Source organism: Acinetobacter calcoaceticus ANC 3811, assembly GCF_000399665.1.
Lineage (GTDB): Bacteria > Pseudomonadota > Gammaproteobacteria > Pseudomonadales > Moraxellaceae > Acinetobacter > Acinetobacter calcoaceticus_B.
This window is the reverse complement of sequence record NZ_KB976986.1, coordinates 1984622-2005351: the sequence shown is the minus strand read 5'-3', so window position 1 is coordinate 2005351 and position 20730 is coordinate 1984622. Positions and strand designations below refer to the sequence as shown.

At 38.9% G+C, this 20730-nt stretch carries 17 protein-coding genes; 8 read left to right on the top strand and 9 right to left on the bottom strand.

The window, feature by feature from the left end; genetic code table 11:
* The first annotated feature begins 76 nt into the window (after nucleotides 1–76).
* Complete coding sequence (locus tag F935_RS10640; RefSeq protein ID WP_016138937.1) at nucleotides 77–1708, top strand: inorganic phosphate transporter; 1632 nt, start codon at nucleotides 77–79, stop codon at nucleotides 1706–1708.
* 164 nt (nucleotides 1709–1872) lie between these two features.
* Nucleotides 1873–3207 carry a D-serine ammonia-lyase gene (locus F935_RS10635; protein WP_016138936.1) on the top strand — a complete coding sequence of 445 codons (1335 nt, stop codon included), beginning with the start codon at nucleotides 1873–1875 and terminating at the stop codon, nucleotides 3205–3207.
* A gap of 42 nt (nucleotides 3208–3249) precedes the next feature.
* Here the strand turns inward: F935_RS10635 and F935_RS10630 are convergent, their stop codons facing one another.
* From F935_RS10630 to F935_RS10610, 5 genes are all read right to left on the bottom strand, one after another.
* Nucleotides 3250–4797 (bottom strand): hypothetical protein, encoded by a 1548-nt coding sequence (locus tag F935_RS10630; RefSeq protein ID WP_016138935.1) that lies wholly within the window; start codon nucleotides 4795–4797, stop codon nucleotides 3250–3252.
* A 553-nt stretch (nucleotides 4798–5350) separates the two neighbouring features.
* Entirely contained in the window at nucleotides 5351–5515 is a 165-nt protein-coding gene (locus tag F935_RS18465; RefSeq protein ID WP_016138934.1) for a hypothetical protein, read from the bottom strand.
* A gap of 107 nt (nucleotides 5516–5622) precedes the next feature.
* Nucleotides 5623–6627, bottom strand: coding sequence for an SUMF1/EgtB/PvdO family nonheme iron enzyme (locus F935_RS10620; protein ID WP_016138933.1), 1005 nt, complete (start codon nucleotides 6625–6627; stop codon nucleotides 5623–5625).
* On the bottom strand, nucleotides 6624–8300 hold the full coding sequence (locus tag F935_RS10615; RefSeq protein ID WP_016138932.1) for an arylsulfatase: 1677 nt from the start codon (nucleotides 8298–8300) through the stop codon (nucleotides 6624–6626). The genes F935_RS10620 and F935_RS10615 overlap by 4 nt, the downstream gene beginning before the upstream one ends.
* Before the next feature lie 170 nt (nucleotides 8301–8470).
* Nucleotides 8471–9088 carry a rhomboid family intramembrane serine protease gene (locus tag F935_RS10610; protein WP_016138931.1) on the bottom strand — a complete coding sequence of 206 codons (618 nt, stop codon included), beginning with the start codon at nucleotides 9086–9088 and terminating at the stop codon, nucleotides 8471–8473.
* A 157-nt stretch (nucleotides 9089–9245) separates the two neighbouring features.
* Between F935_RS10610 and nfuA the strand changes: the two genes are divergently transcribed.
* On the top strand, nucleotides 9246–9884 hold the full coding sequence (gene nfuA / locus F935_RS10605) for a Fe-S biogenesis protein NfuA (protein WP_016138930.1): 639 nt from the start codon (nucleotides 9246–9248) through the stop codon (nucleotides 9882–9884).
* Nucleotides 9885–10053: 169 nt separating this feature from the next.
* A complete protein-coding gene (locus F935_RS10600; protein WP_016138929.1) occupies nucleotides 10054–12318 on the top strand; it encodes a TonB-dependent siderophore receptor in 2265 nt (754 codons plus the stop codon).
* A 23-nt stretch (nucleotides 12319–12341) separates the two neighbouring features.
* Here the strand turns inward: F935_RS10600 and F935_RS10595 are convergent, their stop codons facing one another.
* Both F935_RS10595 and F935_RS10590 read right to left on the bottom strand, forming a co-directional pair.
* Complete coding sequence (locus tag F935_RS10595) at nucleotides 12342–13349, bottom strand: hypothetical protein (protein ID WP_016138928.1); 1008 nt, start codon at nucleotides 13347–13349, stop codon at nucleotides 12342–12344.
* Nucleotides 13350–13375: 26 nt separating this feature from the next.
* Nucleotides 13376–14401: an alpha/beta fold hydrolase gene (locus F935_RS10590; protein WP_016138927.1), complete on the bottom strand. Its 1026-nt coding sequence runs from the start codon at nucleotides 14399–14401 to the stop codon at nucleotides 13376–13378.
* A 285-nt stretch (nucleotides 14402–14686) separates the two neighbouring features.
* Between F935_RS10590 and F935_RS10585 the strand changes: the two genes are divergently transcribed.
* Nucleotides 14687–15301, top strand: a complete 615-nt coding sequence (locus F935_RS10585; protein ID WP_016138926.1) for a carbonic anhydrase — start codon at nucleotides 14687–14689, stop codon at nucleotides 15299–15301.
* 35 nt (nucleotides 15302–15336) lie between these two features.
* On the opposite strand, the gene F935_RS10580 is transcribed toward F935_RS10585, so the two are convergent.
* Nucleotides 15337–15960 (bottom strand): arylesterase, encoded by a 624-nt coding sequence (locus F935_RS10580; RefSeq protein WP_016138925.1) that lies wholly within the window; start codon nucleotides 15958–15960, stop codon nucleotides 15337–15339.
* A 44-nt stretch (nucleotides 15961–16004) separates the two neighbouring features.
* On the opposite strand from F935_RS10580, the gene F935_RS10575 reads away from it, so the two are divergent.
* Nucleotides 16005–16697: an ABC transporter ATP-binding protein gene (locus F935_RS10575; RefSeq protein WP_016138924.1), complete on the top strand. Its 693-nt coding sequence runs from the start codon at nucleotides 16005–16007 to the stop codon at nucleotides 16695–16697.
* Between the two features lie 3 nt (nucleotides 16698–16700).
* A complete protein-coding gene (locus tag F935_RS10570) occupies nucleotides 16701–19160 on the top strand; it encodes an ABC transporter permease (RefSeq protein ID WP_016138923.1) in 2460 nt (819 codons plus the stop codon).
* A gap of 1 nt (nucleotide 19161) precedes the next feature.
* Here the strand turns inward: F935_RS10570 and F935_RS10565 are convergent, their stop codons facing one another.
* Nucleotides 19162–19971, bottom strand: a complete 810-nt coding sequence (locus tag F935_RS10565; protein ID WP_016138922.1) for a rhomboid family intramembrane serine protease — start codon at nucleotides 19969–19971, stop codon at nucleotides 19162–19164.
* A gap of 76 nt (nucleotides 19972–20047) precedes the next feature.
* On the opposite strand from F935_RS10565, the gene mtgA reads away from it, so the two are divergent.
* Nucleotides 20048–20725, top strand: coding sequence for a monofunctional biosynthetic peptidoglycan transglycosylase (mtgA, locus tag F935_RS10560; protein WP_004793982.1), 678 nt, complete (start codon nucleotides 20048–20050; stop codon nucleotides 20723–20725).
* The last annotated feature ends 5 nt before the right edge of the window (nucleotides 20726–20730 follow it).

The window sequence follows — 20730 nt, the reverse complement described above, 5'->3', positions numbered from 1 at the left end:
AGGCGCCGCTTTGTCATATAATTGTCATAATTTAATTTAAGAATACAGAGGATTTTTCTATCCTCTTACCGTCTGCATGAATTCTAATCTACCCCCTGTTTCGGATTCAAAACTTGCGGCAAACCTGCAAGTCAAATCGACGAATGTACATGTCCCAACACCTAAGTTTTTTATGCCGGTGTTTTTGACGATTATTGTTGCGACACTTATTTATATTGGATTTCAGGTGAGTGCTGATTTAGCACATGTTCCACCTTTGAGTCTCTATTCGGTTATTCTTTTATCTACTGCACTCTTGATTGCTTTAGGCTTTGAGTTTGTAAATGGCTTCCATGATACTGCAAATGCAGTAGCAACAGTGATTTACACCAATGCTTTACCTGCACCAGTTGCAGTCATGTGGGCAGGTTTTTGTAATTTTCTTGGGGTAATGGTTGCAAGCGGCGCAGTCGCTTACGGCATTATTGCATTGTTGCCTGTTGAACTGATTATGAACATGGGTAGCGGTGCAGGTTTCGCAATGGTTTTTGCGCTGCTTATTGCTGCGATTCTCTGGAACTTGGGTACTTGGTTCTTGGGTATTCCTGCTTCTAGCTCTCATACCTTGATTGGTTCAATCTTGGGTGTGGGCATTATGAACCATCTGTTGAGTGCATCGACTGGCGTAACAACCAGCGGTGTTGATATGGATCAGGTGATTAAAGTCGGTAAGGCATTATTATTGTCGCCTTTAATTGGTTTTGCTTTTGCAGCGATTGTATTCTTGTTGGTTAAAACTATTTTTAAACGCCAATTAGAATTATTCCAGCCACCAGAAGGTAACAAACCACCACCAGCAATCATTCGTGCAATTTTAATCTTTACCTGCACAGGTGTAAGTTTTGCACATGGTTCTAACGACGGTCAAAAAGGTATGGGTCTCATCATGCTGATTTTGGTTGGTCTGGTGCCGTTGGCTTATTCATTAAATAAAAACCTTGATACACAACAAGTTCAATCATTCCATCAGCTTTCTTCTCAAACTGCCGTATTTTTGAATCAAAATAAGCCAGAATTAACCGATGAAAAAGCACGTGTTATTTTGACTAAATATATTCAAACTAAACAGCAAACTCCAGAAGTAGTGCCTGCATTGGCAAGCATGACTGATCATTTGGGTGAGCGCGTTTCTAGCTATAACAACTTAAAAGATATTCCAGAAGCTGCGATTAGTGAAATTCGTAATGACATGTATTTAAGCACCACTTCGTTTAAACGTTTGGACAAAGCGAATGCATTACCAAAAATGGATCAGTCACAAGAAAAACTTGTGAAAGAATACCGTAGTAGCTTGGATTCATTCTTACAATACATTCCAACTTGGGTGAAAGTAGCAGTTGCTTTGGCACTTGGCTTAGGCACCATGGTGGGCTGGAAACGTATTGTTGTAACTGTAGGCGAGCGTATTGGTAAGCATCATATGACTTATGGTCAGGGGATGTCTGCTGAGCTTGTAGCAATGAGTACAATTGCAGCTGCCGATGGTTTAGGTATGCCTGTTTCAACAACACACGTTTTAAATAGTGCTGTTGCAGGTACCATGGTCGCGAATAGATCAGGCTTAAACTTCAATACAGTTAAAACAATTTTATCTGCATGGGTATTTACACTTCCTGCAACAATCTGTTTGTCAGGTGGTTTGTACTGGTTATTCTTACAGTTTGTATAAAAGCATTTAAAAAATTAAAGCCACTGAAAACAGTGGCTTTTTTATTTGTTTCTTTTTAAAGTTCAGTCTATTTTCATGTACATTCAATTATAAATTAACAAATCGTTATAGAGCATCAAGCAGCTCCAAAAGCTGGGCTTAAAACTTTGATATCAGGATAGATTATGGATGCGGTTCAAATAGATCAGTTAAAACAACAATTTCCACTTATTGAGACATTGCAAGCCTATCAAGAGACATTTTGGTTTACACCTCATCGCTATCCTTTAACAGAAGCTTTAGAAAAAGTTGGACTCACCGCAGAGGATGTAAGTGACGCGGAAGCAAGGCTAGCGCGTTTCGCATCTTATTTAGCAAAAGTGTTTCCTGAGACTCAAGCTCAACATGGAAAAATTGAATCAGATATCGTTGAAATTGTGAACATGCAAAAGGCACTTTCTTCAACAGAACAAGTGCAATTGAATGGAGCATTCTGGCTGAAAAAAGATAGCCATTTACCTATTTCAGGTTCAATTAAAGCGCGTGGTGGTATTTATGAAGTCTTGGCTCATGCAGAAAAGTTGGCAATTGAGGCCGGGCTTCTCAAGTTGGAAGATGATTACAGTAAGTTAGATCTAGATTCATTTCGAACGTTTTTTTCTAAGTACCAAATTGCAGTAGGCTCTACAGGTAACCTTGGGCTTTCGATTGGTATTATGAGCGCCAAACTGGGTTTTAGAGTCACAGTCCATATGTCTGCCGATGCGAGACAGTGGAAGAAAGATAAACTGCGTTCACTAGGCGTCAATGTTGTGGAATATGCCAGTGACTATGGTGTAGCGGTTGAAGAGGGACGAAAAGCCGCAGAACAAGATCCACACTGCTTTTTTATTGATGATGAAAACTCGAAAACATTGTTTTTAGGCTATGCCGTTGCAGGAATACGCTTAAAACAGCAATTTGAGCAAAAACAAATTACAGTTGATGCTGAGCACCCATTATTTGTTTATTTGCCGTGTGGCGTAGGTGGTGGCCCTGGTGGAGTGAGTTTTGGGTTAAAACTGGCTTTTGGTGAGCATGCACATTGTATTTTTGCCGAACCAACCCATTCACCTTGCATGTTACTTGGCGTGCACACTGGTTTGCATGATCAGATTTCAGTAAATGACATTGGCATTGATAATGTTACCGCCGCAGATGGGCTTGCAGTAGGTCGTGCTTCAGGTTTTGTGGGGCGTGCTATGCAACAGCTAATTGATGGGTATTACACTATTCATGATGAACGTTTGTATGAACTCATTGCGCTTCTAAATCAAACTGAAAATATTCAGCTTGAGCCTTCTGCGGTGGCAGGCATGATGGGTCCATACTATGTTCAGACGAGTCCTGATTATTTGGCTTTACATCAACTATCAGCCGAGAAATTAAAACAGGCGACCCATGTAGTATGGGCGACAGGAGGTGGTATGGTGCCGTCTGACGAAATGCAAAAATATCTATCACACTTTCAAAATAAATAAACACAGAAAAAAGCCCAATTCTAGAATTGGGCTTCAATCAAATTATTTTTTAGATGATTTTCCAAAAGGTAGCTTTTCGGTTGCAAAGCCATAGATTGCAGCAAAAGGCAGAGCAGTTCTTGCTAAATAAGCAACACGCCACAATCCGCCGTGGTTGGCGCCTTCCATCATGAGTTCAAGCGGATGGTCCAGCTCCGTTTCAGGATTTGCTACAGAAGACTCATTTCTTAAGTCATGAATCCAGATTGCCGCCATAATGGCATTGGTGGTTTCAGGGCTAAATGCTTCTACATCAAAAAGCTCTGCACCATTAAAAGCTGCTTTCAATAATGGGTTTTTAGTCACAGAGTGAGTGGTTGTAGAGGGAGCAATATTAATACTTACGTGTTGTCCCTGATGACGGGCCAAAATAGCACGCCATTGTTGAATGCGTTTTGCCAATGCATAATTTGGCCCTTGCTCAACGACTAGACAGTCGGCAATACCATAAGTTTTTCCATTTTCACAATCAATCAAGTCTTGATATGGCGCTTGAAAAAAACGGTTTAAGGAAAGTGTAGAAACGCCTTTCACTGCTATTTTTTGTATTTTTGTGCGTGATTTAAATTTTTGTTGAGCAGCTTTGGCTACGTCTTTAGGAACCGCGTAAACATCGGTTGGCGTGCACATAAACATAAGGCTTGTATCAGACTTATGCTCGCTCACATATTGCATGATGCTATCCATTGCCATGGATACACGAACGTGCTTTTCGCCATCTAAATAAGCAATTGCGGCCAAATCTAACTTTTGCGGAAACTGAACTAGCCATTGTGCAATTTCTGGTAATTGAGTCAATAAATTTGCACCCAATTTATCTCTTAATTCAGAAACTTTTGCTGATGAATCAATTTGTTCAACACTTGGTGCAATCAGAGTTGCGTTTCCTTGCTGAATCGTATTTAAAATTTTGCCCCAGACACGTGGGTTTGGTAAGTCGACAGCAATAATATTCGCTTTCCATTTGGCTAACCAAGGCAGAGGGCCTGCTTCTGAAGCTGCACCAAACAACACCATGGTACGGTCAGACAAATCAAACCATTCTGGATGAACAGTAGCTTCACGCAAAGCTTTTGCATGACTTGGTTCAATAATACCAGCCTCTTCCCAACGTTGAATTTGGTCTAGCAAGCTTTGTCCACTGAGTTTTTGTCCTTTGTAAGGTACATACCACTCTGGAGCTGCTTCACTTTCACCTTTAATTTTTACAGTATGAAGTGGTGTTGATGAAGCAATATGAACTGCATCTTTTAAAAGGTAATGTTTACTATCACGATAATAGTCAAAAATATGGTGAGCTTTATGCAAACCTTGCTTAGCAATAGTAATTGGGTTGCTACTATTTGAGATCCCTTGCTTAACAAGTACTTTAAAATAGATAGGGTAGTTTTTTCGCCAGTTTTTTTCATTCAACACTTGTTGCGCGGTTTTATTATCTACAACAGATAAAGCCTCTGACAAAATCTCTTGGCCTGTAAGAGATGTGCTTTGTTTTTTTGTTGAGGCGTGTACTGGAAATTGTAGACCTTCGACTTGACTTGTGCTGGACATAAAATATCTCGTTATAAGACTGGGTTAATATACAGATGTATACATTATCTATGCCAATGAAAGGAAACGAGTGGCAATAACTGACAAAATAATATTGATTATTTATGTGATGAAACATGAAAGAGCAATTTATTATGATAAATTCATCTCATTTTGGTCTTAATTTTTTTCACAATTTTAGAACATTTTTATAGACTTACGTTACATAAATGATTATTTTGTATTAAGCAAATACATCTGTTTTAACCTGAAGGCAAAATGTTCAAAATGTATCAATAATACAGATGCAGAAATGATTAAAAACTAGACTTTTTTATTAAAAGATAAGAAAAGTCAGACGGAATAAGAAAGAATTGGGATGAAACTAGATAGAAGACAACATAAGATTGTCTTTTAAAAATCTTGGGGATATGGTGATTTTTTTGCACCATAATTTTCTAGTTTCATCCCATCTATTTTTGGGTTGGAACCCGCCATTTTCAAACTCACTTATCATTCAATTAAACTCTATTTCTTTAACGTAACTTCAAAATTACTTTAAAAGAAGATATCTCTAACAACGTCCTTTTTTCGCTTGTCCTGGTGGGCAAAAGTCTCCGGGATGATTGTGATAAGGTGAATCTGGATCAATCACAATACTACCTTCCCGTGTATGAACTGCACAGGCTGATAATGACATTGTGAAAATTGCTGCTACACAGAGAAATAATGCTTTCATCATGTTCTCACTTTTTTATCCTTCTCCTTTGTACTATAGAAACATATTGATTATTTTTCGACCTGATTTTCGTTAAAAATATATTAAATAATCCTGATTAAAAGAAACTAATCTGATCTTAAAATTGTTCGAAAGCCAACGTGGGTTGCTGCTAAATCAAAGTCTTGCGGATAGCGACTACTGTTTCGATAACGTGAACAATAATTTTGAGCACAAAGAAAAGATCCACCCTTAATTACATATTGTGTACTGGTGATTTGTTGTTGTCTTAAAGCAGAATAATTTCCCATATGTTGGTCATGGGCGCCTTGATAAGGAGATGATGTCCACTCCCATACATTTCCAATCGTATCAAATAGTTTGAAATTGTTTGGCGCAAAACATCCCACGGGTGCCACATCTTTAAAGTGATCTTGATTTAGGTTTTGAAAAGGGAATTCACCTTGCCAGTAATTTGCTTGTGGATGTTGGTGTTCATCGGTAGGAGCTTGATGTAAGGGCGTATCAGTTTTTGAATTGGCTTTAGCTGCATATTCCCATTCTAGTTCTGTTGGTAAATCATGTCCGAGCCAGACTGCATAATGTTCAGCATCGTTTTTACTCACATAGCGCACAGGTTCATTTGGATTAGCTACAGCACCATTACTGCCATTTGGAGTTTTCCATGTATATCCTGATTTTAGCTGCCACCATTGCTGTGGGTGATGAGGATCTGGTGAAAAAACAGCAGCCTGCTTTTGTTTTTCGGCATCGGTGCTATAGCCTGTTGCTTTCACGAAGCTTGCAAATTGAGCAACCGTAACTTCAGTCTGATCAATCCAGAATCCTTTGACTTCCCGTTGTTTTTTTCCAAAATTCAGTTCATCGGGATAGGCTTTTTCAGAACCAAAATTAACATGCCCATCGGCAATTAAAACCATTCCAGCGTTAGGTTGTTTGAGCCAACCTTGAGGTAGTCCAGTGTAGTTTTTACACTTTTCAATAGAGCCTAAGTCAGCTAAAGAAGTTTGCTGCTGCAACGAGGGCGCTGATTCAGAAACTTGTGAAGATTGACTACAGCCCGCCATAAAAGACAGGCTGATTGTGGTAACTAAAAATGGTTTTAATCTCATTTGGCGTTATATTCCTGCACACCATTTTTCTCAGTATATTTTTGATAGACCGATAACAACTCTTGCACTTTTGCTGGGTAAAGCTGTGCAACATTGTGATTTTCTCCACGATCAGTGGCAATGTTATACAACTCCCAAGTTCCTGTGCCTAACTCAGGGCGCCCTTGAACTGCAATTTTCCATTCACCTTGTTTTGCATATTTACTGCCATGTAATTCATCGGCAAAACTAAAATTTGCAGGGCGAATGGTGGTGGTTTTATTTTCAAGTAAAGGCTTCCATGAAACCCCTGATGGCGTATTAATGGTACGACCATTGTATTGGCCTTGAGGTACTGGAATATGAGCATATTCTAATAGGGTTGGGAAAACATCGAGTACAGATGCAAAGCTATGATTGGTTTCTTCTGCTTTTTTCTGGTTCGGTAATTTCACAATAGCAGGGGCAGTCGTTGCACCTTCACCAGCTGTATCTTTCCATAAATGAAATGGTGCCGCGCTGACCTCGGCCCAACGTGGCCCAATATAGTGATACGAAGTAGGCGTGCCCACATTTGCTACAGAGTTATCAAAACCAGATTCACTACCATATCCGCCACGTACAAAACCTTCGGCACCGTTATCGGAAACAAAGAAAATTAAAGTGTTGTCATAAAGATTATTTTGTTTGAGGTATTGAATAATGCGCCCGACGTTAGCATCGAGGTTTTCTACCATGCCTGCGTAGATTTCCATTTTACGGGCTTCTAGTGCCTTTTGTTCGGCTGTTAACTCATCCCATTTTCCATATTTTTGTGGGGCATTTTGAGTCGCAATTGGTTCTGCTGCCTCAAAGTTTGCAGGGATAATTCCAAGCTGTTTTTGCTTAGCAATACGTGCGTTACGAATAGCATCGTAACCAACATCATAAACACCGCGATATTTTTCACGGTATTCAGCAGGTGCTTGAATTGGCCAGTGAGGCGCCGTATAGGCAGCATAAGCAAAGAACGGTTTGCCACTATTTTTGCCTGAGTCTAAGTAGCTCAGTAATTTATCGGTAAAATAATTTGTTGAGAAAAAGTCATCAGGCAAAGCTGAAACAGGAATAACTTGGCCATCTTCTGTATAAGTTGAATTTCGTTTAAACGCACTTGGTGCTTGTTTAAAGTGGTGATCTAGACCTTGTAATAAGGTAAACGAATGATCAAAACCTTTTGCGTGTGCATTCGTCTCAGGTGTTAGCCCTAAATGCCATTTACCGCTGATGTACGTGCGGTAACCATTATCTTTAAGTACTTGAGCGATGGATAGAGAGCGTTCATTTAAATATCCCTCGTAGCCTGGTTGCCCTTTCAAATGTTCTGGTGTGAGTTCAGCCATTGCCCCAATACCAGCTAAATGGTGATCAGTACCAGAAATGAGTTGAGAGCGTGTTGGAGAACAGGTCGGGGCAGTATGATAATCCGTTAAAAGGCGACCTTCTTGAGTCAAACTATCAATATTAGGGGTATGAATTTCACCACCAAAAGCCCCTAAATCTGAATAGCCTAAGTCATCAGCCATAATAAATAAGATATTCGGTTGCTTAGGCGTGCTTACGACATTTTCTTGATTATCGTTGTCATTACATCCAGCCAAAGATAAGCTAAATAAAGCAATGGAAAGGCTAGATAAAATTGCTTTGTACTTCATTGTATCATCTGATTTATTAAAAGAATTGGCACGAGTTTAATCAGATGGTTTTTGCAATCAAAACAAAGAAAAGATCAAAGATAATCAGAAAAAAGACTGAGAATTTATGGTGATAAACAAATGAGAAAAAAAGAAAAACCCACAAGGGGCCATTCTTTAATTTATTTTGTTTAGAAAGGAAGGCGAGTAAGTTGGTCTAAGAAATGCGGAATAACTTTTGGTTCAAGTAAAATTGTTACGATGACACCATAAGCTGCACCCCACAAATGCGCACTATGGTTGATATGACTATTGCCGCGTTTACCAGCCCAAATACTGTACGCTATATATAAAATTGCAAAAATAATAGCGGGTACAGGAATGAAAAATACAAAAATTAGCTTCCACGGCTGAAACAGAATATAAGCAAATAAAACCGCCGAAACAGCACCCGAAGCACCTAGGCTGGCCCAATTCGCATCATTTTTATGTTGTAGGTAGCTTGGTAAAATCGCGAAAATTAACCCGCCTAAATAGAACAACACAAAACCCATGTCATAAAAATATTGGCGATAAAAACTTTCAATAATACTGCCAAAGAAGAACAGGGTAATCATGTTGAAAAGTAGATGAGTTCCATCGGCATGGATAAAGCCATGAGTAATGAAGCGATCAATTTGTCCACGTTGCATTGCAGGTGGCCAAAAAATCAGCCGGTTCATCATGTTTTGGTTGCTAAAAGCAATTAAAGAGATAATGACCGTAATAATAATAAGAGTAACTGTATGGTTAAATGGCAAATGCAACATAAGAAATATTTAAAAAATGATCAATACTGGCTCAATAATGCCATTAAAAACTTAAGTTGAAACCCTGTTGTGTATAAATCCGACAAATTTAGTTGATTTTTTTTAAATCCACCTCATCTTCGGTTAATATAAAGGCATCAGCTTGAGGAATATTGTTATGTCGACTGAGAACACCAACACTACTGTTGCAGAAGAAATTCCAAACCTTTTGATTACACCATCTGCACAAGAGTATTTGCACGATTTATTAACAAAGCAAAATACTCCGGGAATTGGCGTTCGAGTTTTTGTTGAACATCCAGGTACGCCACGTGCAGAATGTTGCATGGCATATAGTGCGCCAGAAGAAGTGATCCCAACGGATTATAAACAGGACTATCCTGATTTTCCTGCCTATATTGATGCACCATCTATTCCTTATCTTTTAGATGCTGTAATTGATTACAACAAAGACCGTTTTGGTGGTCAGCTTACTTTCCGTGCACCAAATTCTAAGGTTCCACGTGTTGGTCCAGATGCATCGATTGAAGAGCGTATTACTTACATTCTTCAAGCAGAAATTAACCCAGGTCTTGCAGGGCATGGCGGAAATTGTAGCTTGGTAGAAGTACAAGATGATGCAGAACATGGTTTAACAGCTGTATTGAAATTTGGTGGTGGTTGCCAAGGCTGTTCTGCAATTGACGTGACCTTGAAACAGGGCGTTGAAACTACTTTAAAAGAGCAGATTCCTGAGCTTCATCGTGTGGTTGACCAAACTGACCATACGCAAGCTGAAGGTGCTTATTTCAAATAATCAAATTATTTGAAAAGTGACATAAAAAAGCCTCGCAATGAGGTTTTTTTATTATTCAATATAAATAATGATAATTATTATCAATATCATTTGTAATTTTATTTAGATTTGTTACAATGCCGAACTTAAAATGAGAGATGTTTAATAAATCAATATATTGGGAATACTTATGTCGAAGCGTATTATCCAGTCAGTGCTTTCTGTTTCAGTACTGGCAAGTATGATGTCTATGGCTTATGCTGCACAAAATGAGCAAGAACAAGCTGAACAAGCATTAGAAAAGCCTGCTGAACCTGTGAAATTGGAAACAATTTTCGTAACAGCTGAAGAGCAAGTGAAGCAATCGCTCGGTGTATCGGTTATTACCAAAGATGATTTAGAAAAACTACCAGTCCGTAATGATATTTCTGATTATGTGCGTCGTATGCCGGGTGTCAATTTAACAGGCAATAGCGCAACGGGGCAGCGCGGTAATAATCGACAAATTGATATTCGTGGAATGGGTCCAGAAAATACGCTTATCTTAGTGGATGGAAAACCGATTAACTCTCGTAATTCAGTTCGTTATGGCTGGAAAGGAGAGCGTGATACACGAGGTGACTCAAACTGGGTCCCAGCAGAAGCAATCGAATCAATTGAAGTTTTACGTGGACCAGCCGCAGCTCGATATGGTTCGGGTGCAGCAGGTGGTGTAGTCAACATCATTACTAAAAAAGTGACGAATGAAACCCATGGCTCAGTAGAGTTTTATACTTCACAACCTGAAGACTCAAAAGAAGGTTCATCAAATCGTGTTGGTTTTAACGTAAGTGGGCCACTGATCAAAGATGTTTTATCATATCGTTTATATGGTAATTACAATAAAACAGAAGCTGACGATGTCGATATTAATAAATCAATAGGCAGTAACGCAGCTGGCCGTGAAGGCGTTAAAAATAAAGATATTTCAGGACGTTTAGCTTGGCAAGCAACAGACCAACAAACGGTCTTGCTCGATGTCTCTTCTAGCAAACAAGGTAATATTTATTCTGGTGATTCTCAGTTAAATGCAAATGCTGAAGCCGATGCGATTCTTTCGGAACTTATTGGTAAAGAAACCAACACAATGTACCGCGATAGCTATGCGTTAACGCACGAAGGGGATTGGTCTTGGGGTAAGAGTAAGTTAGTTGCTCAATATGATAAAACTCACAACAAACGTCTTCCTGAAGGTCTTGGCGGCAGCACAGAAGGAAAAATTAATAATCTGGATGACAAAGCCACTTCACGCTTAGAGACTCTTCGTTTAAATGGTGAAGCCAATATTCCTTTTGAATATTATGTACCACACGTATTAACACTCGGTACTGAATGGGTTGAAGACAGATTTAAAGATAATATTTCGACAAATGAGGGCACAGACAGCAGCAGTTCAGGTTATGGCGATCAATTAGCCAAAGGCAATCGCAGTAAAATGGAATCACGTATTGCTTCTGCATATATCGAAGATAACTTAAAACTTACAGATAGCACCGATGCCGTGTTAGGTTTGCGTTTCGATGACCATAGCAAATCTGGTTCTAATTGGAGCCCAAGCTTAAACGTTACTCAACGGCTCAATGATTATTTCACTTTAAAAGGTGGGGTAGCAAAAGCTTATAAAGCACCAAACATGTATCAAAATGCTGAAGGATACTTACTCAGTACGAACGGCAATGGTTGCCCAGCCAATATTGATTCGCGTTGCTTGTTGCAAGGTAATGGTGATTTAAAACCAGAAACTTCGGTAAACAAAGAGTTAGGCATTCAGTTCCAAAAAGATATTGTCAACGCGAGCTTAACGTGGTTCCGTAATGACTATAAAGATAAGATTGTGGCTGGTACAAATGTTGTTGGAACAGTTGATGGTTCAAGTACCAACGCAAATACAGGCGCTGTGACCAATACCAAGTGGAATATCTTACGTTGGGAAAATACACCTAAAGCATTAATTCAAGGTTTTGAAGGAAGTTTGGGGTTAGACTTTGGTGACATTCGTTGGACTAATAACTTTACTTACATGATGGACTCTAAAGATAAGCAAACGGGTAACCCATTATCTTTAGTTCCAAACTATACGATTAACTCAATTTTTGATTATGACATTACAGATCAGTTAGATGTGAATTTTGTCTTCACTCAATATGGCCGTCAAAAGTCGCGTCAATTTGCTGAAAATAGAATCGAATCTGGCATTGGTTCAGGTGGAACAAATTCTGCAATTAAGCCAAGTACTGTAAAAAGCTATAGCACCGCTGGAATTAATATGGGTTATAAAATTTCAGACAATATTAGTACGCGTGTTGGCGTAAGTAACTTGTTTGATAAACAAATTTTAAGAGACAGTAATTCGATCAGTCAAACCTACAATGAGCCAGGTCGAGCTTATTACGCTTCTTTAAAATATTCTTTCTAATCAAGACAAATAACAAAGGCGCTTTAAGCGCCTTTGTTATTTAAAATATCTAATGCTTTTTCAGAATAATAAAATTTCTCTAGGTAAACACGGGCACGACGTCTTAAATGCCCTGTTGTAACTAATTGCTGTAATACAGGCACAAGCAACTGAGTCAGTTCATGTTGAATTAAACTTTCATTAATATTGAGATCGCGCAGTAGCAAATCAAAATTACGTTCCTGATTGCGAACATACCACGTGTAAATACCATCATGGACTTGTTGTTTCAGGTAATCAGTTTGACGAATGTGATCCCAAATCTCGTGTCCTAAAACTACAGTTTTTGATAAATCTTGAACTTCTACATAGTTTTTCAAAACAGAAAGCGGCATAGATTTAACTTTATGCCAAACATTTGCCTGAAAATGGTAGAGCTTATCATTGTCAAAATGTTGGTTTAAAACGCGCTCACTCATTTGGCTGAGTTTTAAAATATTCTTTTGCAAATAATGATTAATCGTGTCGTCTAGATTTGAATCAGTGACTGTTTCTAGAACAGATTTTCCCATTTTCATAAAACGGCCTACACTTGGCACACGCTTTGACATAGATTCATCTAAGTAATCATGCATTGTTTGTTGAATCAGTTGAGTCAAGAGTGCTGAAAATGCAGGATTATTCACAATCGTTTTAATGATTTTTTTACGATGCTCTTCTTTACTTGCAACGTATTGCGCTATCCCATCAATTGTTAAAACAGGAATAACATCTTCAATTGTTGTATTTTCATTAGCTGGATGAATCAGTGCAAAGCGAATATGTTCTGCAATTTGTTCAAGCAGAAAATCAGAAGCAGGAGTTTCTAAAATCTGCTTTTGAATGAGCTGCTGGATTTGTTCAAAGGTCCAGAGGTGTTGTAGTTGCCGACTACCCAACCAATGATAAAATTGCTCAAATTCTTGTTTGATAACATGAGGCTGAGCAAATTCCTCATCTAAAAAATCAACATGAGCTTCAATGAGTTTTTCTATAAGCGGTTGGGTAGACATAAGGTCTCACAAGTCCGAAGTTTTATTTAAGGTGTAGTCGTTTTTGAAGACTGATTTGTTTCTACTTTAAGTAAAAACGGTACATATTGTTGAATAACCAGTTGCTCGGCTTCCAATATTGGCATATGGCCGACATTCTCTAAAATAACCGGAGGCTGGGCATTCTTTAAAAGTCTTTTTAGTTCACTTGCTACTTCTACGTTAATAATCTTATCTTGCTTGCCCCATAAAATCAGTGTTGGTGCATCGATTGTCTTGGTAAGAACTGCAAATGAATCTGGCGTGTAGACTTTATTGAGTGCAATCAGTTGATCAACCAGTTTTTGTGTTTGAGGCGCCTGATTAATCATGAGCTTTTCTTGAGCTTGAAGGAACTCTTTAGGAATAAATGGAGGATTAAACATGGTTTGCTTTAACAAATAGTTAAAGTCACCTTTTTTAGATACTAAAAGTTGTTTTAAGTAGGCTGGATCTTTTAAATAAATTGTATTTGCAGAACGGAAAATACCGCCGCTATCAACCAAGAATAGGCTTTTGGTTTCAAATGGATATTGTCCAGCATAGAGTAGGGCAATCGAACCACCAAGTGAGTGGCCAGCAATATGAATTGGACCTTTTAAATTTGCAGCTTCAACAAATCGACGTAATTTTTCAGCAAGATTTGGGACAGAATAATCAAAGTCTTGAGAAACGATTGTTTCACCACTACCTGGTAAGTCTGGAATAATGACGTGGTAATTTGCTGTGAGATAACGCGCAACTCGGTTCCAGTTATCACGACTCCCTCCTAATCCATGAATAAGGAGCAACGTCGGTTTAGCCGTAGAACCACCTTCACTATATGACCATGTAACCTCGCCAACTTTTAAACTTTTACTTTGTAAACCTGCCCAACTGCGCTCTTGCTGTAAAATATTCTGAAAGTTTATATCTATCGTATCAGCTGCTTGCGTCTGAAAAACACCTGTTATTGTTGTAAGGCTACAAGCCAAGGCAAGTGCCATAGCTGTTTTCTTTAGGGTCGTTTTGGTTGATACAAACAGCGTCGTCATAAGATTTCATCCTTGAGGCATAAGCGAGTTTGAAAATTATTGAAAAACTTTGCCAATGAGTCATTTGCCAAATGATCAAAAGGAGAAAAATTATAGTCAATCCGAGAACCAAAGTATGTCTATTTTTTCACTAAACAGTACGAAATGTGCAGTAAATTCCCCATTCAAATAGAGTAAGTATTTTTTAAATTTTTCATGGAAAAGGATTTAATTTTTTGTCAGTGACATTCAAATTTTGACACATTAAAATGATTTCCAACCTTGAAAGAACAATGGAAATATAAAATGCCTACTGCGCAAGAAGTTTTAGATCGTCTGAAAGCTGGTAATCAACGATTTGTAAATGGAAATACTTCCCTTGCAAAAACCTTATCTCATCATGAACGCGCTGAAATGGCAAAGGATCAAAATCCGTTTGCGATTGTATTAGGTTGTTCAGACTCACGTGTTCCAGCAGAAATGGTATTTGACCAAGGTCTTGGTGACTTATTCGTAATTCGTGTTGCTGGTAACGTTGTTGCTCCTTCACAAGTAGGTAGTGTTGAATTCGCGGCAGAGCGTTATGACTGCCCAGTTGTTGTTGTATTAGGACATAGTCATTGTGGCGCGATTCAGGCGACCATTGATACATTAATGAACCCTGATCAGCCACCATCATCTAACTTAATGTCGATTGTGAACCGTGTTCGCCCATCAGTTGAAATTTTAATGCAAACTGATTTAAAAAATGATTTGAAGAAACTTTCATGTCATGCGGTACGTTCAAACGTTTTTGCTTCGGTAAATCAATTACGTCACGGTTCAAGTGTGCTTGAAAGCTTGATTGCACAAGGTAAATTAATTGTTGTTGGCGCTGAATATTCGCTAGAAACTGGTGAAGTTACTTTTTTTGATTTCTAATCATATTAGCAATAATACTTAAAACTAAAAGGTGCCTACAGGGCACCTTTTATATATGGATAAGCCAAATTAAGTAATTCTGACTGTGCTTGAGCATTGGGGTGAATCAAGTCATTTTGCATAAGCTGTTTTTGACCTGCGACTCCATCAAGAAAAAATGGTAGTAATTTCACCTGATATTTTTGGCTGACAACTTTATAGTTATTTTCAAAAGCTTTGCTATATGCAGCCCCATAATTTGGCGGAATTTTCATGCCAAAAAGAATAACTTTGGCTCTTTGTTTCTGGCTTAATTGAATGAGCTGGTCCAGATTTTTTTGAATCATTTGAGGTGGTTGCCCACGTAAGCCATCATTTCCGCCTAATTCAATCACGACCACATTTGGTTTATAAGTCTGTAATAACTTAGGTAATCGGGCTAAAGCGCCGCTGGTTGTTTCTCCACTAACACTTGCATTGACCACTTTATGTTGTTTGGGATACTGTTGGTCTAAGCGTTTTTGCAGTAATTGTACCCAACCTTGTTTGGGATCAATTCCGTAACCGGCACTGATACTATCTCCTAAAATTAAAATAGTTTTTGCCGATACAAGCATAGGCAGCATACTTAATGAGATGAGCATGATGCTTTTAGAACCAATCAAAAAAGATTTAGACATTTGTACTTCGACCCTGATTCTGAATAAATAGGACTTTTTACATCATGCCACAACCCATCATTGCTGCCCATCAAGTTACACAAACTATTCAGATTAACCAAAATCAGTTTACGATTTTAAAAGATATCGATTTAGAGATTTTTGAAGGGGAGCAGGTGGCGATTACTGGGCGTTCTGGCTCAGGTAAATCAACATTATTGGGAATTTTGGCGACTTTAGATCAACCATCTGAAGGTGAAGTTTGGTTGTGTGGTCAAGCTGTTCATCAGTTAACAGAGGAACAACGTGCCCAAATTAGAATGCAGCATATTGGTTTCGTATTTCAGTCGTTCCAACTTTTACCTCAGTTGAGTGCGCTTGAAAACGTAATGTTGCCTTTACGGTTACGTAAAGATTTTGATTATAAAACCGCAGAGAAAAAAGCTTTAGATTGGTTGCATCGAGTAGGTCTTAGTCGTCAGGTTGAACAAACGCCTAAAGTCTTATCTGGAGGGGAGCAACAACGTGTGGCGATTGCACGAGCTCTTATTGCAGAACCACAAATTATTTTTGCGGATGAACCGACCGGAAACCTAGATGGTCAGACAGCACAAGAAATTGAAAGTTTGCTCTTTGATTTAAATCGAGAGTTAGGTACGACTCTGATTTTAGTGACCCATGATCGTAATTTAGCAACCCTTTGTCAGCGTCATGTTGAGTTAGATGACGGCCGACTAAAGATAGTACAGGGTGGTTAAATTATGCGTAATCTTCTAAAGCCGCTCTTCCTACAAAGTTTTCGTACGGGTGGATTATATCTGCTGATTATTGCTCTATCGCTTGCGATTAGTGCAACCACAGCCCTGAAATTTAGTAATGACCAAGTGAAAAATGCTGTCAGTTTGCAAGCTTCGCAAATGTTGGGTGCTGATTTAGTTCTGTCGAATAATGAACCTATCGAACAGTCGTGGAAAAAAAGCGCAGAGCAGTTGGGTCTGAAACAAACCAATGTGACCATGTTTAGTTCGATGGCGCATACCCAAGATCAGTTTGTCATGGTCAATGTAAAAGCGATAGAACCTGCATTTCCACTAAGAGGACAGCTTGAAATTGCGCCAAAAACTCAAGCGATTCAATCTGGTGAAGTCTGGCTAAGTCAAAGGGCTGCCGATTTACTAAAAGTAAAAAGGGGAGATACTGTTTCTATTGCTGATGGTACCTTTCGTTTTAGTGGCGTGATTGTGCGTGATTCAAATCAGGAACTCGGTTTTTCAGGTTTTTCTCCAACGGTTATTATTCATCAGGCCGATATTGCTAAAACTCATGCAATTCAAACAGGGAGCAGAATTGACTATCGTTTATTAATGGCTGGTAGCCTTGAACAAGTTCAGAACTTTAGTAAGCAATTTAAGCAACAGCATCAACCTTCTAAAGAAGCAGATGAAACGGCGGGTCTACGTTTGCGTGATGCAAATGAATCAAATAGTCGGTTATTACGCCCGCTTGAAAACCTAGATACCTTTTTGCAACTGGCCAATATTTTAACGATTTTATTGTGCGGTATTGCGATTGCTTTAACGAGTCAAAGATATGTTCAGCAAAACCAAGATCACATTGCGCTTCTCAGATGTCTAGGCGCCAGTAAGTTCCAAATTTTATGGGCCTATATTGGATTGCTTTGTATTGTTAGTGCGATTTCAATTGTGATGGGCAGTCTATTAGGCTTAGTCATGGGATATGGCCTGCTGCAACTTATGCTGCAATTGATTCCTCAATTAGAGTTAAGTTTTTCGGTTATTCCTCTTTTAGTCGGACCTTTACCAATTGCTATTTTTACGAGTGTGATTGTGCTGCTTGGTTTTATTTTGCCAAGTATTTGGGAGCTTTTAAATACACCTCCAATTCGGGTGATTCGGGAAGAAGCCAAATCTCGAAAATCATTATTCTTTATGTTTTTTGCTGGCATTAGCAGCCTGATTGTTTTTAGTTTGGTGTTGAGTGAAAACTTGATGCTCAGCATTATGATTTTGGCTGCGATTATCGTTCTTTGTATTTTGCTGTATACCGTTGTTTGGCTCTTGCTTCGTAGTTTAAAAAAGATGAAAAATCGTTTGTCTTTTTATATTCGGTCGCCCTCGCAAAGTGCCTTACAAATTACTGCACTGGCTTTAGGCTTAAGCCTCATTACGGTACTCAGTGTATTAAGAACGGATTTATTACAACGATGGCAGCAACAGCTTCCGGAAGGGACTCCTAATCAATTTGTATATGGTTTACCTCCATTCGATTTAAAACCTTTTGAGCAACAATTAAAGTTACATGGTTGGCAAAGTACGCCGTTATATCCAAACATCCGAGGCCGACTGGTAGCAAAGAATGATGTGCCTTTTTCAGAAGAAGCCATAAAACAAAATAACTCTTTGCGCCGTGAGTTAAATCTGACGCAATCAAATGAATTGCCGAATGACAATGCCATTACAAAAGGACAAACCCAGTTTAATGGCGTGGGGCAAGTTTCAGTCGAAAGTAAAACTGCCGAAAGTTTGGGAATCCAAATTGGAGACACACTTACCTTTAGCCTGCCAGAAGGCACATTACAAGCCAAAGTTGTCAATTTTCGGAGCGTGGAGTGGGAGAGTTTTAGCCCTAATTTTTTCTTTATTTTTTCCCCTAAAACCTTAGACGAAAATGCTGGAAGTTACTTGGGTAGTTTTTATGTACCTAAGCAAGACCAACCAAAAATGATCAATATTATTCAGCAATTTTCAAATACAGTTTTTATTGATGTGGATCGAATCTTGGATGAAGTAAAACGCTTAATGAATGTTTTGGTCAAAATTGTGACTGTATTAGCTGCCTTAGTCGGATTTTCTGGTGTATTAGTGCTGATTGCTTGTTTAAATCTATTAATGGATGAAAGGCGCCGTGAAGTTGCTTTACTACGCTCATTTGGTTTATCTAAAAATAAAATGAAGCAGATGCTCAGTTTTGAAATTGGTTTTTTAGGATTGTTAGCAGGCATAGTAGCCTGCTGTTTTGCAGAAGTGATTAGTGCGATTGCTAGTTATAAAATGAATATGGCAATACAGTGGCATTTTGAAATATGGCTGATTTTACCCCTTGGCATGATGCTGGTTTGCGCGCTGATTGGTCGTTATCGACTTGGTTATCTTTGCAACTTACCGCCTTTACAAAGCTTAAGGGAATTAAACCAGCTGTAGCTTAAGGAATAATTCCGGGGTTTTGGATGATGATTTCATGCCATAGTGGAAGTAAAGGTGAGTTGAGTTGTACACAGTACATATAAAAACCACCTGTAATTACAACTGCTCCGAATAAGCCTAAAATTCTGAGCGTATTTTTAAATTTACTGACGTAGCTTAAGTACCACATCAGTGCAAGGAATGCTCCAATAACCATGCCGCCAATATGTGCGGCATTATTAATGCCCGCTGCGACAAAACCAAAAATAAGGTTGATTGCCATAATCATTAATAATGCTTTTTTATCGAGTATGTAGGCTTGATGCGGAAGTGGGGGAAATAAAGAAAGTACTGTTAACGCAGCACCTAATCCCATCACAGCACCAGATGCGCCTGCACTGACATGGGGAAGTAAGCTCTGGTCAAAATGTTGCAGCAATTCATGTCCATTTTGAATAGTCATATAGCTACTGAGCAGACTACCGAATAAGCCAGCAAGTAAATACATCCCAATAAAATAGAAGCGACCAAATAGTGACTCGGCAACATTACCGAAAATATATAAGGCCCACATGTTGAGCATGAGATGGACTAAACCAAAATGAAAAAACATGCTGGTAAATAGACGTTCAGGCTGCCCAGAAAAAGTAAGTGGTGTAAAATCAGCTCCCCAATGAATAGCATCTTTCATGGCGGGGTCACTAATATCGACGCCAGATAGAATTTGCCAGGCAAACAAACCTACGTTAATTGCGATGAGCAGGGCGGTCAGCCACCAAGTTTGTACATTGAGTTTACGATTAATGTGCGGAGGCTGATATTGAGTCATGCTATGCTTTTGTTATATATGAACATGCTTTACAGCTTAACATGAAAAAAGTTGAATACAGGAGATCAGGACGAACATGAAAGCTTTTATTGTTCGCGTGTTGTTAATTTTTATTGGGGCGATTCTCCTTATTCAACTTTGGATTTTTTCGAGTTTGGTCTGGTGGCGGACACATGAAGTGGATACGACCATGTTCATGCGAATTGATTATTGGTCTGATACATCAGAGCCAATTGTCCATCAGTGGCTTGACTATGATGATATTAGCGACAATTTCAAACATGCGATTTTAGCGGGCGAAGACGCAAAATTTATCCATCATCATGGTTTTGACTGGCAAGGTATCCGTTTTGCCCTTGAGCGAAATAATGAAGAGGGTGAAGTGGTTGCGGGTGGTTCTACGGTGTCTCAACAGCTTGCGAAGAACTTGTTTTTATACAATAAGCGTTCATTTATTCGTAAAGGCCAAGAAACAGTCGCGACTTGGATGATGGAACGGATGTGGTCAAAACGCCGAATTCTTGAGGTATATATGAACTCGGTTGAATTTGGCAAAAATCTGTATGGTGTTGAAGCAGCCGCTCATCATTATTATGGTAAAAGTGCTAAAAGCTTAACGCGTGAACAAGCTGCTTTCTTAGCCGCATTATTGCCTGATCCAAAATATTATCAAGATCACCGCAACGATCATAAACTACAATATAGAAAACGCGTTATTTTACGTTATATGAATAGCACCCAGATTCCTGAATAATGCTG

What these genes read in the sequence shown, in the direction of transcription:
- F935_RS10640 (WP_016138937.1), top strand. Translation starts at nt 77, where the DNA reads ATGAATTCTAATCTACCCCCTGTTTCGGATTCAAAACTTGCGGCAAAC.
- F935_RS10635 (WP_016138936.1), top strand. Translation starts at nt 1,873, where the DNA reads ATGGATGCGGTTCAAATAGATCAGTTAAAACAACAATTTCCACTTATT.
- F935_RS10630 (WP_016138935.1), bottom strand. Translation starts at nt 4,797, where the DNA reads ATGTCCAGCACAAGTCAAGTCGAAGGTCTACAATTTCCAGTACACGCC.
- F935_RS18465 (WP_016138934.1), bottom strand. Translation starts at nt 5,515, where the DNA reads ATGAAAGCATTATTTCTCTGTGTAGCAGCAATTTTCACAATGTCATTA.
- F935_RS10620 (WP_016138933.1), bottom strand. Translation starts at nt 6,627, where the DNA reads ATGAGATTAAAACCATTTTTAGTTACCACAATCAGCCTGTCTTTTATG.
- F935_RS10615 (WP_016138932.1), bottom strand. Translation starts at nt 8,300, where the DNA reads ATGAAGTACAAAGCAATTTTATCTAGCCTTTCCATTGCTTTATTTAGC.
- F935_RS10610 (WP_016138931.1), bottom strand. Translation starts at nt 9,088, where the DNA reads ATGTTGCATTTGCCATTTAACCATACAGTTACTCTTATTATTATTACG.
- nfuA (WP_016138930.1), top strand. Translation starts at nt 9,246, where the DNA reads ATGTCGACTGAGAACACCAACACTACTGTTGCAGAAGAAATTCCAAAC.
- F935_RS10600 (WP_016138929.1), top strand. Translation starts at nt 10,054, where the DNA reads ATGTCGAAGCGTATTATCCAGTCAGTGCTTTCTGTTTCAGTACTGGCA.
- F935_RS10595 (WP_016138928.1), bottom strand. Translation starts at nt 13,349, where the DNA reads ATGTCTACCCAACCGCTTATAGAAAAACTCATTGAAGCTCATGTTGAT.
- F935_RS10590 (WP_016138927.1), bottom strand. Translation starts at nt 14,401, where the DNA reads ATGACGACGCTGTTTGTATCAACCAAAACGACCCTAAAGAAAACAGCT.
- F935_RS10585 (WP_016138926.1), top strand. Translation starts at nt 14,687, where the DNA reads ATGCCTACTGCGCAAGAAGTTTTAGATCGTCTGAAAGCTGGTAATCAA.
- F935_RS10580 (WP_016138925.1), bottom strand. Translation starts at nt 15,960, where the DNA reads ATGTCTAAATCTTTTTTGATTGGTTCTAAAAGCATCATGCTCATCTCA.
- F935_RS10575 (WP_016138924.1), top strand. Translation starts at nt 16,005, where the DNA reads ATGCCACAACCCATCATTGCTGCCCATCAAGTTACACAAACTATTCAG.
- F935_RS10570 (WP_016138923.1), top strand. Translation starts at nt 16,701, where the DNA reads ATGCGTAATCTTCTAAAGCCGCTCTTCCTACAAAGTTTTCGTACGGGT.
- F935_RS10565 (WP_016138922.1), bottom strand. Translation starts at nt 19,971, where the DNA reads ATGACTCAATATCAGCCTCCGCACATTAATCGTAAACTCAATGTACAA.
- mtgA (WP_004793982.1), top strand. Translation starts at nt 20,048, where the DNA reads ATGAAAGCTTTTATTGTTCGCGTGTTGTTAATTTTTATTGGGGCGATT.